Here is a 26,229-nt window from a genome sequence, read left to right as displayed (position 1 = left end):
CCGCCACCCTAGAGCAGGCAGATCAGAATTCCCGAGGCGGCGGTCGCGGCGATCAGCAGCGGCCCGCTGACACCCAGGGCGATGCCGGTGAGCAGGCCCGCGCGGGCCTGGAAGTGGCGGCCGGCGCGCGGGGCGGCCAGGCGTTCGGCGCGGGCCAGGACATCGGCGCCGCTGGCGGCGAGGACGCCCGAGGGCGCCGCGCCCGACAGCGTGAGCAGCCCGGACAGCAGCGGGGCACGGCCGTGCCCGCGCACGGCGGCGTCGTCGGCGCACATCTCCAGCAGCCGTGGCACCTCGCGAGCGCCGACCGTGCACAGCCGTAGTCGCGGGAAGGTCGTCGCCAGGCCGCGCATGACCGTCAGTACCAGCGGATGCCGGTACATCAGATGCGCGTGCTCGTGCGCGAGGACCGCCGCCAGCTCCCGTTCGCCGAGGGCCGCCATGGCCGCGCTCGTCACCACCACGACATTCGGCGCGCCGGCCACGCAGTACGCCGCGCGCTCCGCGGTATCGAGCACCACGATGTCCGCCACGGCGTGCCGGTGGACACGCCGGCCGGTCAGCCGCAGCGCCTCCGCGTGTTCGTGTGCCCGCAGCCGCATCCGCCGGTGCGAGCGCGCCCAGCGGATGCCGAGCACGACGGCCAGGACGGTCAGCGCGCCGGTCATCGCCATCAGGCCGAGCTGGGCGGCGATACCCGCGTGGCCGATCGCGATCTCCTCGGCCTCGTGCAGACCCGACAGCACCGGACCGTCCGGCCGGAACCAGGAGTGCGTGAGGTCGGCCAGCGCCACGGCGAGCCCGACGCTCCAGGACACGAAGACGCTCAGGGTCAGGGTCAGCCAGGCCAGCACGCCCAGGTGCGGAACGACCCCGTGGCGCGTGAGCCGCGGCAGTATCCGCGGCGCCACCATCGCGACGACGGTGGCATAGACGAACAGGCCGATCGCGACACTCACGAGCCCTCCGACAATCTCCGCAGTGCCGCGCGCAGTCTCTCGGATTCCTCGGGGCCGATCTGCTCCACGAAGTGAGCCAGCACCAGATCCGCCCGCCCGCCGTCGTCGAGCGCCTCCCGCATGAGCCGGGCGCTGTGCTGTTCGCGGGTCAGCGTGGGCCAGTACAGGAATGCCTTGCCCTCGCGCCGCCGCTGCAGCCAGCCCTTGCGATGCAGATTGTCCATGGTGGACATGACCGTGGTGTAAGCGATCTCGCGCTCACCGGCCAGTTCGTCGTACAGCTCCCGGACGGTGGTCGGGACGCCGTTCCGATTCCAGAGCCGGTCCATGACCACCGACTCGAGTTCCCCGAATCCGCGCGTACGCACCGTACCTCCTCATCGTGCGGCCGCTCCTGGTTCCGGAGGGCACCTGGACATACTATCTACGTACATAGACAGTAAGACTGTGGCGTCGGGGGGAAATTTCCCTTGACCGATTTCCCGAAAGTGATCTACTGTCTACGTACGTAGATAGTAGCGTGTACCTCGGCGCGCCGTTCCCTCAGCGGCCCGCCGAAGGTCACGACGCGACCGGCCGACCGTGCACGGCACCCCGGGTTTCCCTCATCACCCCGGGTGAGCCGCACGGCGCCTGGGGACAACACGCGCCGCACCAGCGGCCGACGCGCTCGTGACATGCACCGCCCCGGGCTCCCGCGCCGGCACGCCGGACCCCGGGGCGGTTGCGCGTCCAAGGCCAGGTGGATTCCGGGGAAGAACGAGGCGCGCCGACGATCGGTCCACCGGGCGAATCCCGAGGAGAGCCCTGGGGTGAGGATGCCGCCGGGCAATTGCCGTGGGAACGCCGAGATGCGCGAGGCAAGCACGGTGGACGATACCCCGCAGGGAATGGCGCGTCTCCCACCCGACGGTGAGGATGGGTTCATGACGACCGCTATTGCCGATCCGGGGCCGTTCGCCCGGGAGTTGCGCCGGTGGCGCGGGCTGCGGCGCTGGAGCCAGCTGGATCTGGCCCTGCGCGCCGATACCACCCAGCGCCATCTGAGCTTTCTCGAGCAGGGGCGGTCGCGTCCGGGGCGGGAGATCGTGGTGCGGCTGGCCGAATCGCTGGGACTGTCGCTGCGCGAGCGCAACACGCTGCTGATGTCGGCCGGGTACGCGCCCGCGTTCGGTGAATCTTCCTTGGACGCACCGCATCTGGAGCCGGTACGGGAGGCGCTGCGCGGAATCCTCGACGGGCACATGCCTTATCCCGCCCTGATCGTGGACCGGCACAGCCTCCTGATCGAATCCAATACCGCCTTCGATGTCTTCCTCGACGGATGCGCGCCCGACCTGCTGCGGCCGCCGATCAACGTGCGCCGCCTCGCCCTGCACCCCGACGGCCTGGCCCCGCGCGTCCGGAATCTGCCGGAATGGGGCCGCCACGTCACCGAGGGCCTGCGCGTCCGGGCCGCGGCCAGCCCCGATCCGGACCTCGACGAGCTGATCCGCGAACTGGAGAGCTATCTCCCGCCCGTCACCCCCGGCCCCGGCTACCTCGGCTTCGCGGTCCCGCTCCGCCTGAGCAGCGAAGACGGCGAGCTACGCCTGATCACCACCCTCACCTCGTTCGCCACCGCCACGGACGTCTCCCTGGCGGAGCTACAGCTGGAAGCGTTCCTGCCCGCCGACGAATCCACCGCGGCCATCCTGCGCGCCCGCGCACCCCACTGACGGGCCTGCGCCCGCCGCACTCGAGGCCCTTCGCGAGCACCAGCGAAGGGAACGCTGCCGACCGAACTCGGCTGACGGGGCCCACTACCAGTCGCGACCCGCGTCGAGCAGCGCGCGGTGCACGAGGTCCACGTGCGGCAGCGCGGGCGAACCGATCCGGCGGGCGAGGAATACGGTGTTGACGGGCGGCTCGTCGGGGCGCATCAGCGGTACCAGCGAGCCCGAATCCAGTTGGGCAGCAATGAGATAGCGGGAGACGACGCCGATGCCGCCACCCGCCTCGACCAGGGCGGCCACGGCGCGCGGATCGGCCACCACCACATCGGGTTCGGCCTCGGGCCGGTGGCCGAAGACGTGCCGCCAGTAGGTGCGTGTGTGGGCGGGCTCGGCGGCGCAGCCGATCAGCGGCAGCCCGTCGAGCGCACCGGGACCGGCGGTGCGCAGCCGTTCGGGATCGGCCCGCGCGGCCACGGCGGGCGCGGCGACCAGCACGAATTCCTCGTCCATCAGCGGTTCGGCGCGCACCGTACGGCCGCGCGGGCGCACCGGGGCCAGCACCAGGTCGTACTGCCCGGCGCGCAGTCCGGCCACCAGGTCCTCGGCCCGTCCCGCGATCGCGGTCAGTCGTACTCCCTGCGCGATCAGTTCCGACAGTGCCGGAAGAGCCAGGGCGGCAAGCATTTCCGCGGGACCGGCCAACCGCACGGGCGGTTGTGCGACGGGCTCCTCGGCTCCCCCGCCGACGATGGCTTCCAGCGCGTCCATCGGGCCCGACAGCCGCGCCGCCAGCTCGTCGGCGGCCGCGGTCGGGGCGACCCCGCGCGGCAGCCGCTCGAAAAGCTGCGTGTCCAAACGTCTTTCCAACATCTGGAGCTGGGTCGTCACGGTCGGCTGCGACAGCCGCACCTGCCGCGCCGCCGCCGTGACCGACCCGGCCCGGTACACCGCCAGGAACGTCCGCAGCTGCACAAGGTCGAGGGCGCCCTCGCCGGTCCGGTCGCTCACGCATTCGAGTGTATGGGCCCCGGCTTCCGTGCCGTCAGGATCCCCGTCGCGTACCTGCTCACGCGGAAGACCGGTTGCTCGAAGCCCGCGGCGACCAATGAATCGGCATACCGGCGCACATCCACCTCGGCGAACGGATCGCGCGGCGCCTCGGCATCCGCCCGATCACCCCGGGAACCGCGACGCGAGAACCTTCCCATGAGCCCGACCACGGCGCGCATCGGCCCGTCCGGGTGCGCGTCGGCGAGCAGCAGAGTCCCGCCGGGCCGCAGCACCCGGTACATCTCCGCGAGGGCGCGGTCGCGCGCCTCCGCGGCCACGTGGTGCATGACGAATGTGCATGTGAGAACGTCGAATTCGGAATCTCCGACCGGAATAGACTGTGCTGTACCGACTTCGAACCGAACATTCGGACCCCGGGTTCGCGCCGTGGCGTACTCGACCATCGGGCCGGACGGATCAATGCCCAGCACCGCACCCCCAGGACCGACCGCCACCGCGAGTGCTGCGGCCAATTTCCCTGGTCCGGAACCGATATCGATGACACGACTCCCCTTCCCCGCCCCGCTTGCGGTGGTGAGTTCGGCCACCAGCCGACGATGCCGCCCGCCCAGCAGCGCAGCGGTCAGGACGTTGTATCGGCGGGGACTCGTGATCAGCAGACCGGCCTCGTCGGGGACGATTACGGGGAACAGTTGTATGTTTCGGGACATATGTTCATCATCGAAGGGGCATCGCATTCCGGCCAGAACCGAAGTGCGCCACTCCGTTCGATTCGGAACGGTTGTTCGGATTCTGTCCGGAACGGCAGGAGGCAGCGATGGCCGAACCCACCGACCGCCGGGTCCGCAAGACCCGCCGGACCCTGCACGAGGCGCTGATCGGACTCATGCTCGAACGCGGCTACGCCCGGGTCACCGTGCAGGACGTCCTCGATCGCGCCGATGTCGGCCGCTCGACCTTCTACGCCCACTTCCGCAACAAGGACGACCTGCTGGTCCTGAGCAGTTCGGAGTATCTGAGCCGGGCGGTCGCCGAGACGGTGCCACCGTGCGCCCCGCCGCTGGAGCCGGCGCGCACGGTGCTCCGGCTCGCCGCCGAGCACCCGGATCTGTATCGCGCGCTGATCGGCCCGAAGGCCGGGGGTGTCCCGCTGCGCGCCACCCAGCGCATGATCGCGAACCTGCTGGCCGAACACCTCCGCGGCCGCCTCGATATGCCGGACGGCGAACTCAACGCCACCGTCGAATTTCTATCCTGGGGACTGCTGGCACCGATCGCCGCGGTGATCGATCCCCGCGACCCGATTACCCCGGAGACCGCATTCCGCCAGCTCGAGGCGCTGGCGGGCCCGGGCCTGAACGCCCGCCTGCGCGGCTGAGCGCCACCCGCGCCGCCATACTTGCCCACGAATACTCGTAGACGTATATTCGTAGACGAGTAAGGAGGTGCGATGGCGAAGAAGCGGAAGGTCGGCAATCTGCTGGCCCTCGCGGTGCTGGCGGCACTGCTCGAGCGGCCCATGCACCGCTATGAGATCGCGGCCGTCCTGAAGGAGCGCGGTAAAGAGCGCGATATGGATATCAAGTGGGGCTCGCTCTACACCGTGGTGCAGAACCTGGAGAAGCACGGCTTCCTCGAGGTCGTCGGCAGCGAGCGCGACGGCGCCCGGCCCGAGCGGGTCATCTACCGCATCACCGACCCCGGCCGCGCCGAACTCGAGGACTGGACCCGCGAGCTGGTCTCCCTGCCCGAATACGAGCACCACAGATTCGTCGCCGGACTGTCCATCGTCGCCCTGCTGCCGCCCGACGAGGTGATCACGCTGCTGGGCGATCGGGCCACCACGCTGCGACAGGTCATCGCCACCGAACGCGAGGAACTGGCCGCACAGCTGCGCGCAGTCCCCCGGCTGTTCCTCATCGAGGTCGAGTTCCAGATCGCGATGCTCGAGGCCGAGGTCGCGTGGGTCGACAACTTGCGTGCGGAACTGGCCGCGGGAGACTTCCCGGGCGTGGACTTCTGGCGATACATGCACGCCGCGGGCATCGACCCCGGCGAGGTCGCCGATATGGTCGAGAAGGGGGGATTCACCGGCTTCGAGGAGGCCTGACCTCAGGCAGACAACCGGGCCCGGCAAGGTGCGGCAACACCCCGCCGAGCCCGATCCATCACCGTCTCGAACCGCATTCGCGCAGGCGAACCCGGCCCAAGTGTGGCAACTTCAGGATAACTGGGCTCCCGGCGCGTGGGTCGGTTCGGGCATTCCGAACCCACGAGGGAGTACACCCATGTCCATCAGGACCGCTCTGGTCATCGGGGGCGGCATCGCCGGCCCGGTGGCCGCCACCGCCCTGCGCAAGGCCGGTATCGAGGCCCGCGTCTACGAGGCGTATCCGGGGCCCGCCTTCAATATCGGCAGCGCGCTCGGCTTCGCCCCCAACGGCCTGGCCGCCCTGGATGTCATCGACGCCGGGGACGCGGTGCGGAAGGTCGCGCTGCCGATCACCCGTTCCGTAATGTCGCTGGGGCACAAGCAGATCGAGGCGCCCTCGCCCGAGGGCGTGGAACCGCTGCATGTCGTGGACCGCAGCGCGCTGCACGAGGTGCTGCACGACACCGCCGTCGCCCAGGGCGTGCCGTTCGAATACGGCAAGCGGCTGACCGGCGTCGACGAGCACGGCGACGGCGTCACCGCCCGATTCGCCGACGGCTCCAGCGCGACCGCCGACGTGCTGATCGGCGCCGACGGCATCAAGTCCCGGGTCCGCGGCCTCATCGATCCGTCGGCGCCCGCGGCCGAATACCTCGGCATGCTCGGCTTCGGCGCCTACACTCGGTGCTCGTTCGAGATACCGCCGGAGACAATGGTTTTCGCCTACGGCAAGAACGCGTACTACCTGTACTGGTCGATGCCCGACGGCGGCGTCGCCTGGGGTGTGAACCTGCCGCACAAGCAGTACATGTCCCTGACCGAGGCTCGGCAGGTCCCTGCCGAGCAGTGGCTGCGGATCCTGCGCGAGACCTACGCCGACGACGTTCCCGGCGCCGAACTGGCCCGCAACACCACACCGGAGCAGTTGGTGAGTGCCGGTGCGCTGCACATCATGCCGCCGGTGCCGACCTGGTCCCGCGGGCGCATGGTGCTGGTCGGCGACGCGGTGCACGCCCCCTCGAACAGCACCGGTCAGGGCGCATCGCTGGCCATCGAGAGCGCCGTGCAGCTGGCCCGCTGCCTGCGCGACTTCGACGACCCCGCAACGGCATTCGCCACCTACGAGCGAATCCGCCGCCCCCGGGTGGAGAAGATCGCCGCCCGCGGCGCGAAGATCAGCCACAGCAAGACCATGGGCCCGATCATGCGCCGCATGATGCCGATCATGATGCCCCTCGCCACCAAACTGATGAAGATGGAGGAAACCATGCTCCGCGAGCAGAGCTACACCATCGACTGGGAGGCCCCTGTCGACATAGAAGCCGAACTCGCCCAGGGCTGAGGGAAATACGGTCCCGCCGGGCCCACAACACCCTTCCGGCGGGACCACCCACACCCTCCCGGCGGCCCCGCCTTCCGGGAAGAGGCCCCGCACCCTTCCCCGCCGGGCCCACACCCCTTTCCCGCCGGGCCACACCCTTTCCCGCCGGGCCACACCCTTTCCCGCCGGGCCACACCCTTTCCCGCCGGGCCACACCCTTTCCCGCCGGGCCACACCCTTTCCCGCCGGGCCACACCCTTTCCCGCCCGCCGCGGCCTGCCGCGGCGGGCGGGATCACCTCGCCGCAGCCGGCAACGCGTCCGGACGATCCGCCTCGTCCAGGAGTTTCGCGGCGATATTGTCCAAAGCCCGATCCAATAGCTCGCGGTCCTCGGGCTCCGCACAGTCCCAGTCGTCGAGGTGGCCGCAGAGCCACTGCCGCCAGGCGGCGAAGATCCGGTCGTACTCGGCCTGCCCGGAGTCGGTGAGATTCAGTAGCGTGCCGTCGAATTCGACGTAGCCGTTGCGGACGGCGGTGTCGTACACCGGCTCCAGGACCTCCGGCGGCATCCAGTGCGCGCGGGCGATCGCGTCCAGCGTCGCGGTGCCCCGCACCCGGTTCAGCATCTCCACCTGCCCGATGGCCCAGGCCTGGTCGCGGGTCAGCGTGCTGTCCGCCGCAGCGAGGATGCGCGGGTCGGGCAGTTCGTCGTCGCGCAGCCGACGCATCACGCTGGCCAGCGAATGTTCCAGCAGGACTACGCGATCCACCGAATCGGGCATCGAGAATCCGGCGCCCACATCGGTGGCCTCCGCCCGGGCGCTGTCGCGCAGCGGAACCTGCTTGAGGAACCACGCCACCGCGAAACCGAGCAGCGCCACCGGCACCACCCAGCGGAAGACGTACTCGATGGTGTGGGCGTAGGCGTCGATAATGGGGATGCGCTGCTGTTCCGGAAGCTGTTTCAGCAGTTGTGGATTGCCCGCGGCGGCCGGCGGGACGCCCGGGTCCCCCGCCAGCGCCGCGCTCAGCTCCGTGCCGATCCGGCTGCTGTAGAGCGTGCCGAAAATCGCTGTGCCGAAGGTACTTCCGACCGTACGGAAGAACGTCACGCCGGAGGTGGCCGTGCCGAGATCGGAGTACGGCACGGTGTTCTGCACGACGATGGTGAGCACCTGCATGGCCAGGCCGATACCCAGACCCAGGATCAGCATGTACAGCGATTCCAGCCAGAACCCGGTCTCCCGGCCCATCGTCGACATCAGGAACAGGCCCAGCGCCATCACCGCCGTGCCCGCCACCGGGAAGTACTTGTACTGCCCGGTCCGCCCGACCACCTGACCGGAGATGATCGAGGTGGTGAACAGGCCGACCACCAGCGGCAGCGTGCGCAGCCCGGACGCGGTCGCCGACACCCCGTTCACATATTGCAGATACGCGGGCAGATAGGTCATCGCGCCGAGCATGGCGAAGCCGACGATGAAGCTGAGGATCGAGCAGACGGTGAACACATTGCTGCGGAACAGGTGCATCGGCAGCATCGGCTCCTTCGCCCGCAACTCCGCGAACACGAAAGCCGTCAACAGGATCACCGCCGCGACGAAGAGGCCGATGATGGTCGCCGACCCCCACGGATACTCCTGGCCGCCCCATTCCAGCGCCAGGATGAGGCAACTCACGCCGACGGCCACGAGAGCGATTCCGGCATAGTCGATCACCGGCCGGGCGGCGGCGCGAACCGACGGAATCGCCCGTGCCGCAACGGCGATCATCAGGATCGCGATCGGCACGTTCACGTAGAAGCACCACCGCCAGCTGGCGTGGTCGGTGAACAGCCCGCCCAGCGTCGGGCCGATCACCGTCGTGACGCCGAAGACCGCGCCCAGCGCGCCCTGATACTTCCCGCGCTCCCGCAGCGGGATGACATCGGCGATCAGCGCCATCGCGGTCACCATCAGCCCGCCCGCACCGACGCCCTGTATCGCGCGCGCCACCACCAGCAGCGTCATCCCGTGCGCCAGGCCGGCCACCATCGACCCGATGATGAAGATCAGACCGCTGAGCTGGAACACCAGCTTGCGGCCGAACATATCGCCGAACTTGCCCGCCAGCGCGGTCGCCACCGCCTCCGCCAGCAGATAGGAGGTGACCACCCAGGCCATATGCCCGGCGCCGCCCAGATCGGCGACGATCGTCGGCAGCGCGGTGGAGACGATGGTCTGGTCGAGGGCGGCCATGAGCATGCCGAGGACGACAGTGGCGAAGACCACATTCGCCCGGGCGTGGCTCACGGGTGCGGGAGATTCGGTGACTGCGGTGGCGGCGGTCATTAGCTCAGTATGTGCTGGTGTCCACTATTCGTCCCGCAGACACGGCAGCGTGCCAGCTCGATCCGCACGCAGAGAATTTGCCACGCGGCAGCGACCGGCCATTTCCGGCACACACCGCCGGAGTTGCTTTTGCCGGAACTTACTCTGGAGTAAGGTCGTCGTGAGAGAGAATGCACCGACGCTTCTCGTACACGGTAGTCAGTGAGGTCGCGACAATGGCGTGGAATCCCAGCGAAATCCCGGACCAGAGCGGGCGCACAGTCGTCATCACCGGAGCCAACGGCGGTATCGGCAAGCACACCAGCCGAGTGCTCGCCGGCAAGGGCGCCACGGTGATCATGGCCTGCCGCAACACCGCGAAGGCCCAGGAGATCGCGGACCGCATCGACGGCGACGTCCGGGTGGCCGCGCTGGACCTGGCCGACCTCGCCTCCGTGCGCGCCTTCGCCGAGCAGTCCGGTGAGTTCGACGTGCTGATCAACAACGCGGGCCTGATGAACATCCCGTTCTCGCGCACCAAGGACGGCTTCGAAACCCAGTGGGGCGTCAACCATCTCGGCCATTTCGCGCTGACGGGCCTGCTGCTGGACCGGATCGGCGACCGGGTGGTGTCGCTGTCGAGTATCGCGCACAAGCAGACCCCCAAGCTGTGGATCGACGACCTGAACTACGAGCACCGCAAGTACCAGCGCAATCTGGCCTACGCGCAGGCCAAGCTGTCGAATCTGATGTTCGCCCGCGAGCTGCAGCGGCGGCTGACGGAGTCCGGCTCCGCGAAGCGCTCCTACGGCGTGCACCCCGGCGTCTCGGCGACGGACCTGTTCACCCAGACCGAGACCCCTATCGACAAGGTCGCCAAGCCCTTCATCGCGATGGTCGGCCACTCCCCCGCCAAGGCCGCCGAATCCAGCCTGTTCGCCGCCACCGTGCGCGACGCCGACCCGAATACCTACTGGGGTCCCACCCGGCTGTTCGGGGCGCAGGGTCCGGTGAAGCCTTCGCCGTCGACCAAGCTGTCGCAGGACCGCGACCTGTGGCGGCGGCTGTGGGAGGAATCGGAGCGGCTGACCGGGGTCACCTACAAGTTCTGAGCCGGGGAAATTCCGGGTACCTGCCACTACGTACTGTGTAGTAGACGGGTACCGTGGTAGGCGTGTCCGCCCCACACCGCCGCCCGGCTCTGATCATCCTGGTGATCGTCGCCGCGCTCGCCTGCCTGGGGCTCGGCTGGTGGCAGTGGGGCCGGTTCGAATCGTCGAGCGGCACCGCGCAGAATCTCGGCTACGCGCTGCAGTGGCCGTTGTTCGCGGCGTTCGTGGTGTTCGCGTACTTCCGGTTCGTCCGCCTGGAGCGGGAGACGCGGGAGGACGAGACACAGGCCACGCCCGCCGAAACTCCACGGAGCGCGAAGTCCGTTGCGCCGCGGGAGATTCCGGCGGGCCTACTGCCCGAACGCCCGAAAGCCGCGCACGACGACGACCCCGTTCTGGCCGAGTACAACCGGTACCTCGCCGAGCTGAACGCACGAGACCCGCGAGCATCCATCGCCCCATCCGAGAGGAGCGCCGGTTGAGCGCCGCCGACAACTCCACCGAAGCCACCCCTGCCGCCGCCCCCGCGGCCGCGCCGACCGCCGCGAATACCGGCCGTATCCGCTCGGCACTCACGCGCTACCGGGTGCTGTCCTACATCACCGGTGTCTGGCTGCTCCTGCTGTGCGGCGAGATGATCTACAAGTACCTCCTGCTCGAGGACAGCAGCACCGCGCCGCACTGGCTGTTCTACATCGGCCAGATCCACGGCATCTTCTACATGCTCTACCTGGTGTTCACCATCGACCTGGCCATCAAGACCCGCTGGAAGCCCGGCACCACGGTGATCACCGCCCTCGCCGGCACCATCCCGTTCCTGTCCTTCGTCTGCGAGCACTACCGCACCCGCCAGGTCCGCGCGGCCTACAACCTCTGAGGCGGGTGGTTTCCGGCCAAAAGCATGCCGGAAACAAGATAGGCGCGCGCTGACGCCTTCACCTTTCGCCTTCCCTATTGTTTCCGGCGTGCTTTGGGCCGGAAACTAGCGAGCCAAATCCGCCAAGGCGGGGAGAAGCGCCCGCAAGGCCCGCCCACGATGGGATGCGGCGTCCTTCTCCGCCGGGGTGAGCTGGGCTGAGGTGCGGGTCTCGCCCTCGGGGAGGAACAGCGGGTCGTAACCGAAACCGTTGTCGCCGACCGGCTTTCGCAGGATGGAGCCCGGCCATTCGCCGACCTCGACGACCTCGGTGCCGTCGGCCACCAGGGCGCAGGCGGAGACGAAGCGGGCGCCGCGGCGGTCGTCGGGGACGTCGGTGAGCTGGGCGAGGAGCAGGTCGTTGTTCGCCGTATCCGCGCCGTGGCGGCCGGACCAGCGGGCCGACAGGACGCCGGGCATGCCGTTGAGGGCGTCCACGGCAAGGCCGGAATCGTCGGCGACACAGGCCAATCCGGTCGCGGCCGCGCCGTCGCGGGCCTTGGCCAACGCGTTCTCCTCGAAGGTCGCGCCGGTCTCGGGGGCCTCGTCGTAGGGCGGCACCTCGTTCAGGCCCACGATCTCCAGGCCCTCGATACCGGCCTCGGCGAGGATGCGCCGCAGCTCGTCGAGTTTCTTGGCATTGCGGCTGGCGACGAGCACGCGGCGCGCACTCACTTCTTCTTCTCCGGTTCCGGCAGCACGCCCGGGTACGGCTGCGCCAGCGCCTCCTTCTGCACCGCGAACAGCTGCTCGCAGCCGGCCAGCGCGGAATCGAGCAGCTTGTCCAGGGTGGAGCGCGGGAAGGTGGCGCCCTCGCCGGTGCCCTGGATCTCGACCAGGGTGCCGGTGTCGGTGGCGACGACGTTCATATCGACCTCGGCGCGCGAATCCTCCTCGTAGGGCAGGTCCAGCCGCACCCGGCCGTCGACCACGCCCACGCTGACCGCGGCGATCATGCACGAGATCGGCTGCGGGTCGGCCAGTTTTCCGGCCGCGCCCAGCCATGTGATGGCGTCCGACAGCGCGACGTACGCGCCTGTGATCGCCGCGGTGCGGGTGCCGCCGTCGGCCTGTAGTACATCGCAGTCGACGGCGATGGTGTTCTCGCCGATCGCCGCGAGGTCGATGCAGGCGCGCAGCGAGCGGCCGATCAACCGGCTGATCTCCTGGGTGCGGCCGCCGACCTTGCCCTTCACCGACTCGCGTCCGCTGCGGGTGTGGGTGGCGGCCGGCAGCATCGCGTATTCGGCTGTGAGCCAGCCCAATCCGGAGTCGCGGCGCCACGGCGGCACGCCGTCGGTGACGCTCGCGGTGCACATCACCCGCGTCTGCCCGAATTCCACGAGCACCGATCCCGCCGGGTGCGCCGTGAATCCACGGGTGATCCTTACCTCGCGGAGTTCGTCGTCCGCCCTGCCATCGGCTCGTCTAGACACAGGAGGCAGCCTAGTGGCACGCCTCGCCGCGGCGGGCACCACCTCAGATGTCGATGACCTCGCCCGGGGACACCGCGTGCACCGGCCCGCTGAACTCCGCCTTGGCCTCCGCGATCACATCCTCGCGAGAAGTCCACGGCGGGATGTGGGTCAGCAGCAGTTCGCCGACGCCGGCCCGGGCGGCGATCTGCCCGGCCTCGGTGCCCGAGAGATGAATGCCCGGTGGGCGATTGGCCGGGTCGTGCGTCCAGGACGCCTCCGACAGCAGGACGTCGGCGCCCTCCGCGAGTTCGAAGACGGCCGGGCACAGCGCCGTATCGCCGGTGTAGACCAGGGTGCGGCCGGACGCCGTGGTCAGCCGCAGGCCGTAGGACTCCGGCGGGTGGTACATGCGGCGCGCCAGCACGGTGTGGCCGGGGCCGAAGCTGATCCGCTCGCCCTCCGACCACGGCCGCATATCGATCACGTCGGACCAGTCGTCGCATTCGCCGCCGATCTCGGCGGAGGCGTTGCCGATGCGCAGCGAGGTGTCGGTGGGCCCGTAGACGATCGCCCGCCCGCTGGGGGGATTCGGGTGGTAGCGCCGCCAGACCAGCAGGCCGGGCATGTCCAGGCAGTGGTCGGCGTGCAGGTGGGTGAGGAAGATGTCGACCTCGCCCGGGTCCAGGTACCGCTGGAGGGCGCCCAGGATGCCGGGACCGAAATCGATAACCGTCGGCGTCATGTCCGGACCTGTGAGCAGATAGCCCGACGCTGGGGAATCCGGGCCGGACACACTACCCGAACACCCGAGGACGGTGAGGCGCATTCCCCCATGCTGCCACGCTGCGTTTTCGGTCACGAGGGGATCCCCCAACTCCGCGGCCGGGCTCCGCAATCACCCCGAGGACGCGAGGCGGCCGTCACTTCCCCCGCGACTTCGATGTCCAGCATTCCGGGAGAGTACCCAACCGGCAACCAGTCCACCCACCGCCCCGAAAAGATGTCCTTGCCAAGAGATTCCGGGCTGCCCCGGCAGGACTCCGAACAGGATCGAGCCGTACAGCAACCCGACGACCACGCCGATCAGGATCTGCCAGAGGTTCCGGGCGAAGATCCCGCGCGAGATGAGGTAGGTGAGCCAGCCGAATATGAGCACCGACGCGCCGACATGCACCGACCCGCTCGCCCCGGTCAACCAGGTGCCCACCCCGGCCACCACCCAGATGATCGCGGTCGCGGCCAGCCCGCGCCCGATCCCGGTCAGCAGGGTCAGCAGGCCGAGCACGATCACCGGCAGGGTGTTGCCGATCAGGTGCGCCCAGTCGGCGTGCAGTACCGGGGCGAACAGGATGCCGGACAAACCCTCCGTGGTGCGCGGGCGCACGCCCTCCCGTTCGAGGCTGCCGCCGGTGGCGGTGTCGACGCCCTCGATGCCGTACAGCAACGCCACGAAACCGAGGGTCAGTGCGATGGCCCGCTGCCACAACAGCTTCAGCGCATTCGAGGAGGCGCCCTGCGGGGTCAGGGATTTCCCCCGCTGCCCGCGCAATGCCGCGATCCGGTCGGGATCGAACGACGAGCCCATGCCTGCGGTCACCGGTCTTCACCTCCTGCGGAGGACCGGGGATCCAACCGGCTCCGCACCTTCGAGCCTACCGATGACTACGGCACCACCTCTTTTCCCGGCGCGCTTTTGGCCGGGATCTCGCGATGAGATTCCGGCCAAAAGCGCGCCGGAAAATCAGGTGCGGGGCTCGACACGTGGACGCGCGCCGGGACTATGCCCAGAGTTGCCCGTCCAATTTTTCCTCCGCCTCGTCCAGCGTGCCCTCGTATGCCCCGGTGGACAGGTACTTCCAGCCGCCGTCGGCGACGACGAAGGCGATATCCGCCCGGCGGCCCGCTTTCAGGGCCTTGGCGCCGACGCCCAGTGCCGCGTGCAGGATGGCGCCGGTGGAGATGCCCGCGAAGATGCCCTCCTCGCCGACCAGCTCCCGGGTGCGGCGGACCGCGTCGTAGGGGCCGACGGAGAATCGCGAGGTGAGGACCGACTCGTCGTACAGCTCGGGCACGAATCCCTCGTCGAGATTGCGCAGGCCGTAGACGAGTTCGCCGTAGCGCGGCTCGGCGGCGACGATGTCGATCTCCGGCAGCTTCTCCCGCAGGAACCGGCCGGTGCCCATCAGGGTTCCGGTGGTGCCGAGCCCGGCGACGAAATGGGTGATCTCCGGCAGGTCCGCCAGGATCTCCGGGCCGGTGCCCTCGTAGTGCGCCAGCGCGTTGGCCGGGTTGCCGTACTGGTACAGCATCACCCAGTCGGGATTCTCGGCCGCGATCTTCTTCGCCTGTGCCACGGCCTGATTGGAACCGCCCGCCGCCGGCGAGTCGATGATCTCCGCGCCGAACATGGTCAGCAGCTGCCGCCGCTCCACCGAGGTGTTCTCCGGCATGACGCAGACCAGGCGATACCCCTTCAACCGGGCCGCCATGGCCAGCGAGATACCGGTGTTCCCGCTGGTCGGTTCCAGGATCGTGCAGCCGGGGCGCAGTGTGCCGTCGGCCTCGGCCCGCTCGATCATGCGCAGCGCCGGTCGGTCCTTGATCGATCCGGTCGGATTGCGGTCCTCGAGTTTGGCCCAAAGCCGCACGTGGTCGTCGCCGTCCCATTGCGGCGACAACCGGCGCAGACCCACCAGCGGCGTATTGCCGAGGGTCTCGATCAGCGATTCGTAGCGTGCCACGGGAACTAGGCCGAGCCGCCCGCGACGGCGGGAAGGATGGTCACGGAGCCGCCCTCGGGGACCTCGGCCTCGAGGCCGCCGGTGAAACGCACGTCCTCGTCGTCGACGTAGATGTTGACGTAGCGGTTGAGCTTGCCGTCGGAGAGCAGCCGCTCCTTAAGGCCCGAGTAGTTGCCCTCGAGGTCGTCGATCACGGCGGCGAGGGTGGCGCCGGTGGCCTGCACCCGCTTCTCGCCCCCGGTGAGGGTGCGCATGATGGTCGGGATGGACACGGTTACCGACATGGGTACTCCTTGTTTCCTGGTCGGGACGGCATTTCCGGCCCGGGGCCTCAGGCCCCGGCGGTGGAATATTCGGGCACGATCCGCACCGATTCCTCGGTGACCACACCGTCGACTATCCGGTAGCTGCGCAGCTCGTGGTCTTGCGGGTCCCGGGTGGAGATCAGCACGTAGTGGGCGTTCGGCTCGGAGGCGTAGGAGATATCGGTGCGGCTCGGGTACGCCTCGGTCGCGGTGTGCGAGTGGTACACGACAACGGGCTCCTCGTCGCGGTCGTCCATCTCGCGCCATACCCGCAGCTGCTCACCCGAATCGAAGCGGTAGAACGTCGGCGAACGCTCGGCGTTGACCATCTCCACGAACCGCTCGGGACGGTCGGAGCCCTCGGGCCCGGCGATGATGCCACAGGCCTCGTCGGGGTGATCGGCACGCGCGTGCGCCACCATCGCGTCCACGAGGTCGGCCCTGATCACCAGCACAGTCGACAATCCCTTCCGTTCACGTCCGCGCACTCGACCTCGGTCGAATCGCTGTCGTCAACGGCCCAGGATATGCGCCTATTCCCCGGCGTCGGAGCGCCAGCCCCCGAATTCCCGCGCCGATCCGGGAAATGTGCTAGTCACGCTCGCTGTCAAGAGTTCTTCGCAGTGAGATTCGAAATCGTTCAGGGCATGAGGGCCTGGAGCAGGGAGTCCTGCATCCAGGTCAGCCAGTGGTAGACGTCCAGGTGCGGGGCGCGCGGATCGTCCGGATCGAGCTGGTCGGGCGTGTCGTCCTCGATGCCGAGGGCCGTCCCCAGGGCCAGGCGGACGTCGTTGAGGGCGGTCAGCCAGGCGTCGGCCTGTTCGGGCGTGAGCGCGATCTTGCCGCCCTGCGCGGGGAGGGTCTGCAATACCACCGTGCCCGCGGCCACCTTGGCCTCGATGATCTCCGGTTCGTGCAGGCCGCGCAGCGCGCTGTTGAGGTCGGCGCGGTCGGCATCGGGCGATCCGGGTTCGGGCCGGTGGAAGTCCGGCAGCAGCCGGGCCAGCCGCGGATCGTCCGGCGGGGTGGTGTTGCCGGTGCGTAGCCCGGTGAGCTCGGCCAGATCGTCCTCGGGCGCCGACTCTGCCCGGTCGCTCAACAGCCCGGTCACCGCGCCCACCAGCGAGCGCAGGACCTCCGCCTCGCGGGCGTCCATCTCCGACCGCAGCTTGAGCCCGCTCAGCGAGTTCTTCCTGCTCCACTTGCGCACGGGGCTACGGTAGTCGTCCCGGTCAGTCGTCACGCTGCATGGTGGCCCAGAGTCCGGCCGCGTGTAGACGCTGCACGTCGTGCTCCATCTTGTCGCGCGATCCGGACGAAACCACCGCCTTGCCTTCGTTGTGCACCTTCAGCATCAGTTCGGTTGCCTTGGCTTTGCTGTAGCCGAACAGCTTCTGGAAGATGTAGGTCACGTAGTGCATCAGATTGACCGGGTCGTCCCAGACCACCGTGACCCACGGCCGATCCTCGGCCTCGAGGATCTCGGTGGACTCGACCGCCTCCGGAGTAGCCTGTGGCGCCGACAGTGTCGCGTTCCCACCGCCCGGACCGGCGGTGACCCGGACAGCGTCCTTCATGCACAGACCCATAACCTTCAGGGTACGACTCGACCCCGGATCCACAACACCCGCAGGTAGCCGTTTCCTCCCGCGCCACGGCGACGTCCGGAGCGGGTATCCGGCTGCCTCGCTGTCTACAGTGACGGCGTGGACACCACACCTCCGCCACCCAGTACGGCGCTGCTGACCGACCAGTACGAACTCACCATGCTCGCCGCCGCGCTGGCCGATGACTCGGCCGGGCGGCACTGCGCCTTCGAGGTATTCGCCCGAAGGTTGCCGCACGGCCGCCGCTACGGCGTGGTGGCGGGGACCGGCCGGCTGCTCCAGGCGCTCACCGAATTCCGTTTCGGCGCGGCCGAACTCGAGATCGCCGCGGGATTCCTGGACGACCGCACCCTGAACTGGCTGCGCGACTACCGGTTCTCCGGCGATATCGACGGCTATCGCGAGGGCGAGCTGTACTTCCCCGGGTCGCCGATCCTGTCGGTGCGGGGCAGCTTCGCCGAATGCGTGGTCCTGGAGACCCTGATCCTGTCGATCCTCAACCACGACAGCGCGATCGCCGGGGCGGCGGCGCGCATGGTGAGTGCCGCGGCCGGACGCCGGATGATCGAGATGGGATCGCGGCGCACCCACGAACTGGCCGCCCCGGCCAGTGCCCGCGCCGCCTACCTCGCCGGCTTCGACGCCACCTCCAATCTGGAGGCGGTGCGGCGCTACGGCGTTCCCGGCGCGGGCACCAGCGCGCACGCGTTCACCCTGCTGCACAGCGGACCGGACGGCCAGCACGAGGCGGCGGCGTTCCGCAGCCAGATCGCGGCGCTGGGCGTCGGGACGACGCTGCTGGTGGACACCTTCGACATCACCCAGGGCGTGGCCACGGCGGTCGAGGTGGCCGGGCCCGAACTGGGCGGTGTACGAATCGATTCCGGTGATCTCGGGGTGCTGGCGCGGCAGGTGCGCGACCAGCTGGACGGGCTCGGGGCGACGCGGACCCGGATCGTGGTGTCGGGGGATCTGGACGAGTATTCGATCGCCGGGCTGCGCGCCGAGCCGGTGGACGCGTACGGCGTCGGGACCTCGCTGGTGACCGGGTCCGGCGCGCCCACGGCCGGCATGGTCTACAAGCTGGTCGAGGTGGAGGGGGTGCCGGTGGCCAAGCGCAGCAGTCACAAACAGTCGCGCGGCGGCGCGAAGTCGGCGGTGCGGGTCTCCCGATCGACCGGGACGATCGTGGAGGAGATCGTGTATCCGGCCGGCGCCGATCGCCCGGTCTCCGAGGGCCACGACGTGCGCGACCTGCTGGTTCCGCTGGTACGGAAGGGTGCGGTCGTGGACGGGCAGCCGAGTCTCCAGGACGGCCGGGAGCTGGTCTCGCGGGGGCGGGTGAGCCTGCCCTGGGAGGGGTTGAAACTGTCGGACGGGGAGCCCGCGATTCCCACCACGTTCCTACAATGAGGGCGAGCCGGAAGCCGAGGTGCGCGATATGACCAGAGCACTCATCGTCGTCGACGTGCAGAACGATTTCTGCGAGGGCGGATCGCTGGGCGTCGCGGGCGGCGCCGCGGTGGCCGAGCGGATCAGCGACTACCTGGGCGTCTCCGATTACGCCGCGATCGTGGCGACCCGCGACCATCACATCGATCCGGGCGCGCACTTCTCCGACCGCCCCGACTTCGTCGACAGCTGGCCGCCGCACTGCCGGGTCGGCACGCCGGGCGCGGAGTTCCATCCGAACCTCGACCTCGCGCGGATCGAGCGGATCTTCTCCAAGGGCGAATACACGGCCGCCTATTCGGGTTTCGAGGGCGCTGCCGACGACGGCACCGCCCTCGCGGACTGGTTGCGCGCCAACGGGATCGACGCGGTCGACGTCTGCGGCATCGCCACCGACCACTGCGTGCGCGCCACCGCCCTCGACGCCAAGGCCGCGGGCTTCGACACCCGCGTCCTGCTGGGCCTCACCGCCGCCGTCGCCCCCGAGACCACCACCAAGGCCCTCGCCCAGCTGCGCGGCGCGGGCGTGGAACTCGCCGGGGAACTGGAGAGCTGACGCCTCGGGCCCCGGCCGACGAATCGACCGGGGCCCGAGGCGATCCCGCGCCTACACCAGCTTGGCGAAGAAGCCGCGGATATCCTCGGCGAGGATTTCGGGGACCTCGTAGGCCGCCCAGTGGCCGCCCTCGGCGTATTCGTTCCACTGCACGATGTTCGAGTGGTCGCGCTCGGCGAATTTGCGCGGCGCCCGGAAGTCGTAGCCGAAGGATGACAGGCCCATCGGGACCGTGGTCGGTTCCGGGGCGTGTTCGCCGTGGCCGTCCTCGAAGTAGAAGCGGGCCGAGGAGGCCGAGGTGTTGGTGAACCAGTAGATCGCGACATTGGTGAGGATGTCGTCGGGATCCAGGGTGCCCAGCAGCTGACCGCTCCAGGCGAGCTGGCCGACCGGTGAGTCCGCGAGGCCGTGCGCCAGGGTCTGCGGCTGCGCCCGCTGCGCGGAGTCGTGGATGGAGTGCTCCAGGAACTTCTGGCCGAACTGCACGCCCATCAGTTCCTGTTCGCTCAGGCCGTCCAGCTCGCCCGGCTCGCCCTTGGGGAACGAGAAGATCTGGTTGACGTGCACGCCGATCACGTTCTCCGGCGCCAGCCGGCCCATCTCCGGCACGACGATCGCGCCGCCGTCGTTACCGTGCACGCCGTAGCGTTCGTAACCCAGGCGCCGCATCAGCTCGACGTAGGCCGCCGCCATCCGCTCCCGCGCCCAGCCGACGTCGCCGGTCGGGCCGGAGAACGCGAAGCCGGGGTAGGACGGGATGACCAGGTGGAACTCGTCTGTGAGCCGGTCGATCAGACCCAGGAACTCGACGAACGAACTCGGCCAGCCGTGCGCCAGCAGCAGGGGGGTGGCTTCCGGATTCGCCGACCGCACGTGCACGAAATGGATGGTCTGCCCGTCGATCTCGGTGATGAAGTGCGGGTGGGCGTTCAGCTTCTCCTCGACTGCGCGCCAATCGAATTCGTCGCGCCACTGCTCCACCAAGGGCCGCACGAACGAGCCCGGCACGCCGTACTCCCAGCCCGGAGGCACCGGGATCCCGAGGTCGACCTTGCCCGCGAACCGCTCGGCGGGGAGTTCGTCGGCGAACCGGGCGTGCGCCAGGCGGTAGGCCAGATCGTCCAGCTCGGCCTGCGGGACCTCGATGCGGAAGGGGCGGATGTCGGCGGTCATGGGTTTCTCCTCACTATCCAGAACGGAGTGCTTCGTTCTGTTCTGACATCAGCCTAACAGAACAGATCATTCCGTTCCAAGTCTTTCTGGAAATCGGCCCTGAACAGGGCGATTGCCCAGCTCCAGCTAGGCCCGCGGCCTACGAGGCCAGGAACTCCGACAGCGCCGCCGCGACCGGCTCCGGATTCTCGACCTGGGGGTAGTGGCCGGTCGCCGGATCCTCGTCGAGGACGACGAACGTCGCCTCCGGGAACCGTTCACGCAGCCGCGGCAGCAGATGCCCGCCGCTGATCGGATCGGCCGGACCCCAGACGAACAACGCCGGGCCGGGATAGGACTCGAGCGAGCGCTGCCAGCGGTCGGCGTGGGTGCGGCGTTCGTCGTGATAGCGATTGAGGTACCACTGCGCGTGCTTACCCCCGCCGCTCGAGGTGGCCAGCCACATCTCGTGCAGATCCGCGTCGGCGATCGGGCGGCCGAGGACGCGGCGCAGCGAGGCCCGATAGGTCGTCTCGGACATCAACGGCCCGAGCAACCTGCCCAGCTGAGTGTGCAGGAGCCGCTGAATCGCCATGGGACGGTACAGATCCACGTAGAGGCCGCCGTTCAGCCAGGCCATCCGCGTGATGCGGTCCGGATCGCGGGCCAGCAGCTCCTGCGCGACGCTGACCCCGTAATCGTGTGCGACAAGGGCGGTTTCACCGATTCCCAGATGACTCCACACCTGTTCGACCAGGGTGGCCTGTTCGGTGAGCCGGTAGTCGTGCCCGCGCGGCTTGGCGCTGGCGCCGAATCCGAGGAAGTCGAGAGTCGTTACCCGGCAACCCGATTCGACCAGGGCGGGCAGGACCGGCGCCCAATCGTGCGAGGAGGTCGGATAGCCGTGCAGCAGCGTCACCGGGCGGCCGTCCTCCGGCCCGTCCTGCCGGTGGAACAGCCGGTGACCGTCCACCTCGACATACGCTCCCCCGGCGATCCACTCGGTGCGCGACGGCCGCATCGGATACTCCCTTTCGCCGGGTTCGATGCCGACACCGTACCCTCGCCCCGGCGAGCGCCTGTGTCTCTGTCGGACCGGCGCAGTAATCTGCCTGGGTGCCCGAACTGCCGCCCGTCCCGACCTTGCTCGCGACCGCCGTCGATGCGCTCGGCGGTACGGCGCGCAAGGGCCAGCAGACCATGGCGGCCGCGGTCGCGCACTCCATCGACACCAAGGAGCACCTCGCGGTCCAGGCCGGCACCGGCACCGGCAAGTCGCTGGCCTACCTCGTGCCCAGCCTGCGCCACGCCATCCAGACCGGCCGCACCGTGGTGGTGTCGACGGCGACCATCGCGTTGCAGCGCCAGCTCGTGGATCGTGATCTGCCGCGGTTGTCCGAGGCATTGCAGAAGCCGCTGGGCCGCCAGGCGAAGTTCGCGATCCTCAAGGGCCGCAACAACTATCTGTGCCTCAACAAGATCAACAGCGTGATCCCGGACGAGCCGGCCGATGCCGAGCTGTTCGACGCGTTCGCCGTCTCCCGCCTGGGCCGCGAGGTGCAGCGGCTCAACGAGTGGGCCTCCGACACCGAGACCGGCGACCGCGACGAACTCACCCCGGGCGTCACCGATCGGGCGTGGCGGCAGGTCAGCGTCTCGGCACGAGAGTGCCTGGGCAAGTCCCGCTGCCCCTTCGGCACCGACTGCTTCGCCGAGCGGGCGCGCAGCGAATCCGGCCAGGCCGACGTGGTGGTGACCAACCACGCCCTGCTGGCCATCGATGCCATCAGCGGCATCCAGGTCCTGCCCGAACACGACGTGGTCGTCATCGACGAGGCGCACGAGCTGGTCGACCGCGTCACCGGCGTGGCCACCGCCGAACTGTCCACCGCCGCCATCTCCGCCGCCGCCAAGCGCTGCGCCAAACTCGTCGACGAGAAGGAGGTCGACCGGCTGGAGGGCGCCGCCGAGGCCTGGCACGACCTGCTCGAGGAGCTGCCGCCGGGCCGCTGGGACGAACTGCCCGGGGGCGTCTCGGGCGTGCTGGCGCTGATTCGCGACTCCGCGTGGAACTGTCGCACCGCGCTCGCACCGCCGGGTTCCTCCGCACCGCAAGGCGATCCGGAGGGGGCCGCGTTACGCAATCAGGCCGTGGCCGCGGTCGAGGAGATCCACGATTCGGCCGTGCGCGCGCTGACCACCTTCGAGGAGTCCGATCCGGCGGCCCGGCGCGACGTCATCTGGCTGTCCGCCGACGAGGTGCGCGGCGTCGCCCGCCGCAGCCTGCACATGGCGCCGCTGTCGGTGGGCGGGTTGCTGCGCAGCCGCCTGTTCGGCACGGCCACGGTCATCCTGGCCTCGGCCACGCTCCAGGTGGGCGGCTCGTTCGACGGGCTCGCCGTCACCTGGGGCCTGCCGCCACAGTCGGGCGCCAAGGTCGACGCCGCGCTGGCCAACGGGGCCGAGGCGCCCTCGGATACCGCTGCGGTGCGCTGGAATTCGCTCGATGTCGGCTCCCCGTTCGACCACGCCAAGTCGGGCATCCTCTACGTCGCCCGGCATCTGCCGCCACCGGGTCGCGACGGGCTGGTCACGGCCTACCTCGACGAGATCGAGCGGCTCATCCGCGCCGCGGGTGGGCGCACCCTGGGCCTGTTCTCCTCGATGCGCGCGGCCAAGGCCGCCACCGAGATCCTGCGCGAACGCCTGGACACCCCGGTGCTGTGCCAGGGCGACGACGCGACCGGGGCCCTGGTCCGCCGCTTCGCCGAGGACCAGGAGACCTCGCTGTTCGGCACGCTGTCGCTGTGGCAGGGCGTCGACGTGCCCGGCCCGTCGCTGAGCCTGGTGATCCTCGATCGCATCCCGTTCCCGCGCCCGGACGATCCGCTGCTGGTCGCCCGGCAGCGAGCGGTGGAGTCGCGGGGCGGCAACGGTTTCATGGCCATCGCCGCCAATCACGCGGCGCTGCTGCTGGCCCAGGGCACCGGCCGGCTGCTGCGCAGCACCGAGGACCGCGGTGTGGTCGCGATCCTGGACCCGCGCCTGGTCACCGCGCGCTACGGCGCCTACCTGCGCGCCTCGCTCCCGCCCTACTGGGAGACCTCCGATCCGGAGGTCGTGACCAAGGCCCTGCACCGCCTCACCGGCACGGCACCCGCGCCGACCGGCGGCTAAACCTAATCGTTATGCGAAGAAGGTCACACACGCCTGGACAAACTTCTAAGCGGAAGTAAATTGGTCGGCGATGCGCCGATGTACCCCAATTCCCACATCGGAAGCATCTGACGCCCCCGCGCCAAGCCCTGCACGCGGTGCGGGGGCACCAAACTTTCAGCCCCGCACGCGATGCGAAGGCACAGGAACTCGAGCCCGCACACGATCCGCGGGCGGTGAATCACTCGCTCACAGCACCCATTTGAGTATCAGCGTGATCACCGCGGCGACGACCGCCAGGACCACCGCGGCCACTCCCCAGGTGACTCCGCGCCGCTCCCACGGCCGCCCGTAGTCGAGCGAGTACCGGCCCGGACCGGTGAATGCCAGCGCCGCCGCGACCACGGCGAACAGCAGAGCGATCTCGTAACCCGGCCCTTGCTGGCTGCCGAACAATCCGCTGCTCCACGTCGCGTTGATCGCGTTGATCATGGTTCCGAGGGCGATGGCCGCGGCGAGCGGGGTCAGCAGGCCCAGGAACAGCAGCGCGCCGCCCGTCGCTTCACAGAGCCCGGCCAGCGTGCCGAAGACCTTGCCGGGGTTGTACCCGATCTGGTCGAAGCTCGAGGTGGTCGCGTCCCAGCCCATGCCGTCGAACCAGCCGAACAGTTTCTGGGTCCCGTGCGCGAACAGCAGGCCGCCGAAGACGACGCGCAGGATCAACAGACCGATATCGGAAGCGCTGACGCTGCCCGCGCCCTGTTCCAGGTCGCGGGCGGCAGTGGTGTGTGCGGTCATGAGAGTCTCCATGTCCAGGACTAATTAGTTGTCGCAAGCAAATCGGACCATGGTCCGCTTCGACCACGGGAGACAACCCTAACCGGTTCAACGGTTATTCCGCGAGGAAGAAGAAGTAGCCCAGGAATACCGCCATGAGCACCCACATCACCCAGTGCACCTCGCGCCCGCGCCGGCGGGCGACCATGACGATCGGATAGAACAGCAGGCCCATGGCGATGCCGTTGGCGATCGAATAGGTCAGCGGCATCATGATCACGGTCAGGAAGGCCGGGATCGCGTATTCGAGCTTGTCCCACTCGATCTCGCCGAGGGCCCGCGCCATGAGCACGCCGACCACGACGAGCGCTGGCGCGGTCACCGCGGGCGCGTCGGCGACGACCGCGAACAGCGGGAAGAAGAACATCGCGATCAGGAACCAGACGGCCGTGGACACCGCGGTCAGCCCGGTGCGCCCGCCCGCGCTGACACCGGCCGTCGATTCGACGTACGCGGTGGTCGTGGAGGTGCCGATGATGGCGCCCGCGGTGGTGCCGACCGAATCCGCGGCCAGCGCCTGGGCGGCCCGCGGAAGCTTGCCGTCCGGGCCCAGCAACCCGGCCTGGTTGGCGATCCCGATCAGCGTCCCCGAGGCGTCGAAGAAGTCGACGAACAGCATGGTGAGCACGACGATCACCATCTGCCCGGTGAACGCGTCCGGCAGATGGATGATCGCCTGCCCGAAGGTCTGATTCAGCCCGTGCGGCATGGCGACCACGGCGTCCGGCAGATGCACCAGCCCGCTCACGATGCCGACGACCGCGGTCGCGACGATGCCGTACAGCACCGCGCCGTGCCAGCGGAGCACCATGAAGACCACCGTCACCAGCAGCCCGAACAGCGCCAGCAGGGTGCTGCCCTTGGTGAAGTCGCCGAGGTGCACGAGCGTGGCGTCGCTGGCGACCACGACACCGGCGTTCTTCAGCCCGAGGAACGCCACGAACATGCCGATCCCCGCGCCGACGGCCAGCTTCATCTGCATCGGGATGGCGTCGATGATCTTCTCGCGGACCTTCGTCACGGCCAGCGCGAAGAAGATCACGCCCGACAGGAACGTCCCCGACAGCGCCTGCTGCCACGGGATGCCCATCCCGAGCACCACCGAGTAGGCGAAGAACGCGTTGAGGCCCATCCCCGGCGCGAGCGCGACCGGATACCGCGCCCACAGCCCCATGACCAGCGTGCCGAAGACGGCGGCGACGGCCGTGGCGGTGAAGACCGCCTGCGTGGGAATGCCCAGCGCGCCGAGCTGACCCTTGTCGCCCAGAACCGAGGGATTCACGGCGAGCACGTACGACATCGCGAGGAAGGTCACGGTGCCGGCCATGATCTCGCGCCGGTACGTCGACCCGAGTTCGCTGACTCCGAAGTAGGAGTCGAGGCGACCCCGTGGTCGCGGCTGCACGTCGGTACTCATCCTGATGTCTCCACCTCACCCGGAGGAACAAATGCCCTGGGAACCGTAGCTTCCGCCACTCACCCCGCGCCATTCCCACGCGAGCAAACAGG

General features: G+C 69.2%; 28 protein-coding genes. 10 read left to right on the top strand and 18 right to left on the bottom strand.

The genetic code is table 11. The annotated features are described in order from the left end of the window. Nucleotides 1–8 precede the first annotated feature (8 nt). Together ON41_RS08180 and ON41_RS08175 are read right to left on the bottom strand one after the other, a co-directional pair. Nucleotides 9–959 (bottom strand): M56 family metallopeptidase, encoded by a 951-nt coding sequence (locus ON41_RS08180; protein WP_040746587.1) that lies wholly within the window; start codon nt 957–959, stop codon nt 9–11. After that, nucleotides 956–1,327 (bottom strand): BlaI/MecI/CopY family transcriptional regulator, encoded by a 372-nt coding sequence (locus ON41_RS08175; RefSeq protein ID WP_040746585.1) that lies wholly within the window; start codon nt 1,325–1,327, stop codon nt 956–958. The genes ON41_RS08180 and ON41_RS08175 overlap by 4 nt, the downstream gene beginning before the upstream one ends. A gap of 558 nt (nt 1,328–1,885) precedes the next feature. Here ON41_RS08175 and ON41_RS08170 point away from each other — a divergent pair. Further along, nucleotides 1,886–2,677 carry a helix-turn-helix domain-containing protein gene (locus tag ON41_RS08170; protein WP_040746584.1) on the top strand — a complete coding sequence of 264 codons (792 nt, stop codon included), beginning with the start codon at nt 1,886–1,888 and terminating at the stop codon, nt 2,675–2,677. An 84-nt stretch (nt 2,678–2,761) separates the two neighbouring features. Here the strand turns inward: ON41_RS08170 and ON41_RS08165 are convergent, their stop codons facing one another. Then, nucleotides 2,762–3,682 carry a LysR family transcriptional regulator gene (locus ON41_RS08165; RefSeq protein ID WP_040746583.1) on the bottom strand — a complete coding sequence of 307 codons (921 nt, stop codon included), beginning with the start codon at nt 3,680–3,682 and terminating at the stop codon, nt 2,762–2,764. After that, the gene (locus ON41_RS08160) at nt 3,679–4,395 is read right to left on the bottom strand and encodes a class I SAM-dependent methyltransferase (RefSeq protein ID WP_040746580.1); all 717 of its coding nucleotides are present in this window, start codon (nt 4,393–4,395) and stop codon (nt 3,679–3,681) included. The genes ON41_RS08165 and ON41_RS08160 overlap by 4 nt, the downstream gene beginning before the upstream one ends. A 107-nt stretch (nt 4,396–4,502) precedes the next feature. Between ON41_RS08160 and ON41_RS08155 the strand changes: the two genes are divergently transcribed. The 3 genes from ON41_RS08155 to ON41_RS08145 all read left to right on the top strand — a co-directional run bounded on the left by ON41_RS08155 (nt 4,503) and on the right by ON41_RS08145 (nt 7,179). Further along, a complete protein-coding gene (locus ON41_RS08155) occupies nt 4,503–5,063 on the top strand; it encodes a TetR/AcrR family transcriptional regulator (RefSeq protein WP_040746850.1) in 561 nt (186 codons plus the stop codon). A 72-nt stretch (nt 5,064–5,135) separates the two neighbouring features. After that, on the top strand, nt 5,136–5,795 hold the full coding sequence (locus ON41_RS08150; protein ID WP_040746578.1) for a PadR family transcriptional regulator: 660 nt from the start codon (nt 5,136–5,138) through the stop codon (nt 5,793–5,795). 178 nt (nt 5,796–5,973) lie between these two features. Continuing rightward, nucleotides 5,974–7,179: an FAD-dependent monooxygenase gene (locus ON41_RS08145; RefSeq protein ID WP_040746576.1), complete on the top strand. Its 1,206-nt coding sequence runs from the start codon at nt 5,974–5,976 to the stop codon at nt 7,177–7,179. A 273-nt stretch (nt 7,180–7,452) separates the two neighbouring features. On the opposite strand, the gene ON41_RS08140 is transcribed toward ON41_RS08145, so the two are convergent. Further along, nucleotides 7,453–9,489 carry an MDR family MFS transporter gene (locus tag ON41_RS08140; protein ID WP_040746575.1) on the bottom strand — a complete coding sequence of 679 codons (2,037 nt, stop codon included), beginning with the start codon at nt 9,487–9,489 and terminating at the stop codon, nt 7,453–7,455. Nucleotides 9,490–9,704: 215 nt separating this feature from the next. Between ON41_RS08140 and ON41_RS08135 the strand changes: the two genes are divergently transcribed. From ON41_RS08135 to ON41_RS08125, 3 genes are all read left to right on the top strand, one after another. After that, nucleotides 9,705–10,580 carry an oxidoreductase gene (locus tag ON41_RS08135; RefSeq protein WP_040746573.1) on the top strand — a complete coding sequence of 292 codons (876 nt, stop codon included), beginning with the start codon at nt 9,705–9,707 and terminating at the stop codon, nt 10,578–10,580. Nucleotides 10,581–10,642: 62 nt separating this feature from the next. Further along, on the top strand, nt 10,643–11,062 hold the full coding sequence (locus ON41_RS08130) for a glucitol operon activator (RefSeq protein WP_040746571.1): 420 nt from the start codon (nt 10,643–10,645) through the stop codon (nt 11,060–11,062). Further along, a complete protein-coding gene (locus ON41_RS08125) occupies nt 11,059–11,457 on the top strand; it encodes a DUF3817 domain-containing protein (protein ID WP_083905211.1) in 399 nt (132 codons plus the stop codon). Before ON41_RS08130 ends, ON41_RS08125 begins: the two co-directional genes overlap by 4 nt. Nucleotides 11,458–11,562: 105 nt before the next feature. Here ON41_RS08125 and rdgB read toward each other — a convergent pair whose 3' ends face one another. The 9 genes from rdgB to clpS all read right to left on the bottom strand — a co-directional run bounded on the left by rdgB (nt 11,563) and on the right by clpS (nt 17,537). After that, on the bottom strand, nt 11,563–12,171 hold the full coding sequence (rdgB, locus tag ON41_RS08120; protein ID WP_040746569.1) for an RdgB/HAM1 family non-canonical purine NTP pyrophosphatase: 609 nt from the start codon (nt 12,169–12,171) through the stop codon (nt 11,563–11,565). Then, nucleotides 12,168–12,932, bottom strand: a complete 765-nt coding sequence (rph, locus tag ON41_RS08115; RefSeq protein WP_040746567.1) for a ribonuclease PH — start codon at nt 12,930–12,932, stop codon at nt 12,168–12,170. Before rph ends, rdgB begins: the two co-directional genes overlap by 4 nt. A gap of 43 nt (nt 12,933–12,975) precedes the next feature. Next, entirely contained in the window at nt 12,976–13,740 is a 765-nt protein-coding gene (locus ON41_RS08110) for a cyclic nucleotide-degrading phosphodiesterase (RefSeq protein ID WP_040746565.1), read from the bottom strand. A 69-nt stretch (nt 13,741–13,809) separates the two neighbouring features. Further along, nucleotides 13,810–14,499: a rhomboid family intramembrane serine protease gene (locus tag ON41_RS08105; protein WP_040746563.1), complete on the bottom strand. Its 690-nt coding sequence runs from the start codon at nt 14,497–14,499 to the stop codon at nt 13,810–13,812. A 193-nt stretch (nt 14,500–14,692) separates the two neighbouring features. After that, complete coding sequence (locus ON41_RS08100) at nt 14,693–15,655, bottom strand: PLP-dependent cysteine synthase family protein (protein ID WP_040746562.1); 963 nt, start codon at nt 15,653–15,655, stop codon at nt 14,693–14,695. Between the two features lie 5 nt (nt 15,656–15,660). Further along, nucleotides 15,661–15,939, bottom strand: coding sequence for a MoaD/ThiS family protein (locus ON41_RS08095; protein ID WP_040746560.1), 279 nt, complete (start codon nt 15,937–15,939; stop codon nt 15,661–15,663). A 47-nt stretch (nt 15,940–15,986) separates the two neighbouring features. Then, on the bottom strand, nt 15,987–16,415 hold the full coding sequence (locus ON41_RS08090; protein WP_040746847.1) for a M67 family metallopeptidase: 429 nt from the start codon (nt 16,413–16,415) through the stop codon (nt 15,987–15,989). Between the two features lie 185 nt (nt 16,416–16,600). After that, nucleotides 16,601–17,170: an oxidative stress transcriptional regulator AosR gene (gene aosR / locus ON41_RS08085; protein ID WP_040746559.1), complete on the bottom strand. Its 570-nt coding sequence runs from the start codon at nt 17,168–17,170 to the stop codon at nt 16,601–16,603. Nucleotides 17,171–17,192: 22 nt separating this feature from the next. Further along, nucleotides 17,193–17,537: an ATP-dependent Clp protease adapter ClpS gene (gene clpS, locus ON41_RS08080; RefSeq protein ID WP_246460997.1), complete on the bottom strand. Its 345-nt coding sequence runs from the start codon at nt 17,535–17,537 to the stop codon at nt 17,193–17,195. A gap of 129 nt (nt 17,538–17,666) precedes the next feature. Here clpS and ON41_RS08075 point away from each other — a divergent pair, with 129 nt between their 5' ends. Together ON41_RS08075 and ON41_RS08070 are read left to right on the top strand one after the other, a co-directional pair. Further along, the gene (locus ON41_RS08075; RefSeq protein WP_040746558.1) at nt 17,667–18,980 is read left to right on the top strand and encodes a nicotinate phosphoribosyltransferase; all 1,314 of its coding nucleotides are present in this window, start codon (nt 17,667–17,669) and stop codon (nt 18,978–18,980) included. 28 nt (nt 18,981–19,008) lie between these two features. Continuing rightward, entirely contained in the window at nt 19,009–19,575 is a 567-nt protein-coding gene (locus ON41_RS08070; RefSeq protein WP_040746556.1) for a nicotinamidase, read from the top strand. A 51-nt stretch (nt 19,576–19,626) separates the two neighbouring features. On the opposite strand, the gene ON41_RS08065 is transcribed toward ON41_RS08070, so the two are convergent. Together ON41_RS08065 and ON41_RS08060 are read right to left on the bottom strand one after the other, a co-directional pair. Then, nucleotides 19,627–20,748, bottom strand: a complete 1,122-nt coding sequence (locus ON41_RS08065) for an epoxide hydrolase family protein (protein WP_040746553.1) — start codon at nt 20,746–20,748, stop codon at nt 19,627–19,629. A gap of 139 nt (nt 20,749–20,887) precedes the next feature. After that, nucleotides 20,888–21,748, bottom strand: a complete 861-nt coding sequence (locus ON41_RS08060) for an alpha/beta fold hydrolase (RefSeq protein WP_040746552.1) — start codon at nt 21,746–21,748, stop codon at nt 20,888–20,890. 95 nt (nt 21,749–21,843) lie between these two features. On the opposite strand from ON41_RS08060, the gene ON41_RS08055 reads away from it, so the two are divergent. Continuing rightward, nucleotides 21,844–23,904: an ATP-dependent DNA helicase gene (locus ON41_RS08055; protein WP_040746551.1), complete on the top strand. Its 2,061-nt coding sequence runs from the start codon at nt 21,844–21,846 to the stop codon at nt 23,902–23,904. A 228-nt stretch (nt 23,905–24,132) separates the two neighbouring features. Here ON41_RS08055 and ON41_RS08050 read toward each other — a convergent pair whose 3' ends face one another. Beyond that, on the bottom strand, nt 24,133–24,681 hold the full coding sequence (locus ON41_RS08050; RefSeq protein WP_051161136.1) for a DoxX family protein: 549 nt from the start codon (nt 24,679–24,681) through the stop codon (nt 24,133–24,135). 94 nt (nt 24,682–24,775) lie between these two features. Then, nucleotides 24,776–26,137 carry an NCS2 family permease gene (locus ON41_RS08045; RefSeq protein ID WP_040746550.1) on the bottom strand — a complete coding sequence of 454 codons (1,362 nt, stop codon included), beginning with the start codon at nt 26,135–26,137 and terminating at the stop codon, nt 24,776–24,778. Nucleotides 26,138–26,229: the final 92 nt, after the last annotated feature.

This window comes from Nocardia transvalensis NBRC 15921, assembly GCF_000308875.1.
GTDB lineage: Bacteria > Actinomycetota > Actinomycetes > Mycobacteriales > Mycobacteriaceae > Nocardia > Nocardia transvalensis.
The sequence above is the reverse complement of the archived record's forward strand: the minus strand, read 5'-3'. Positions and strand labels throughout refer to the sequence as shown.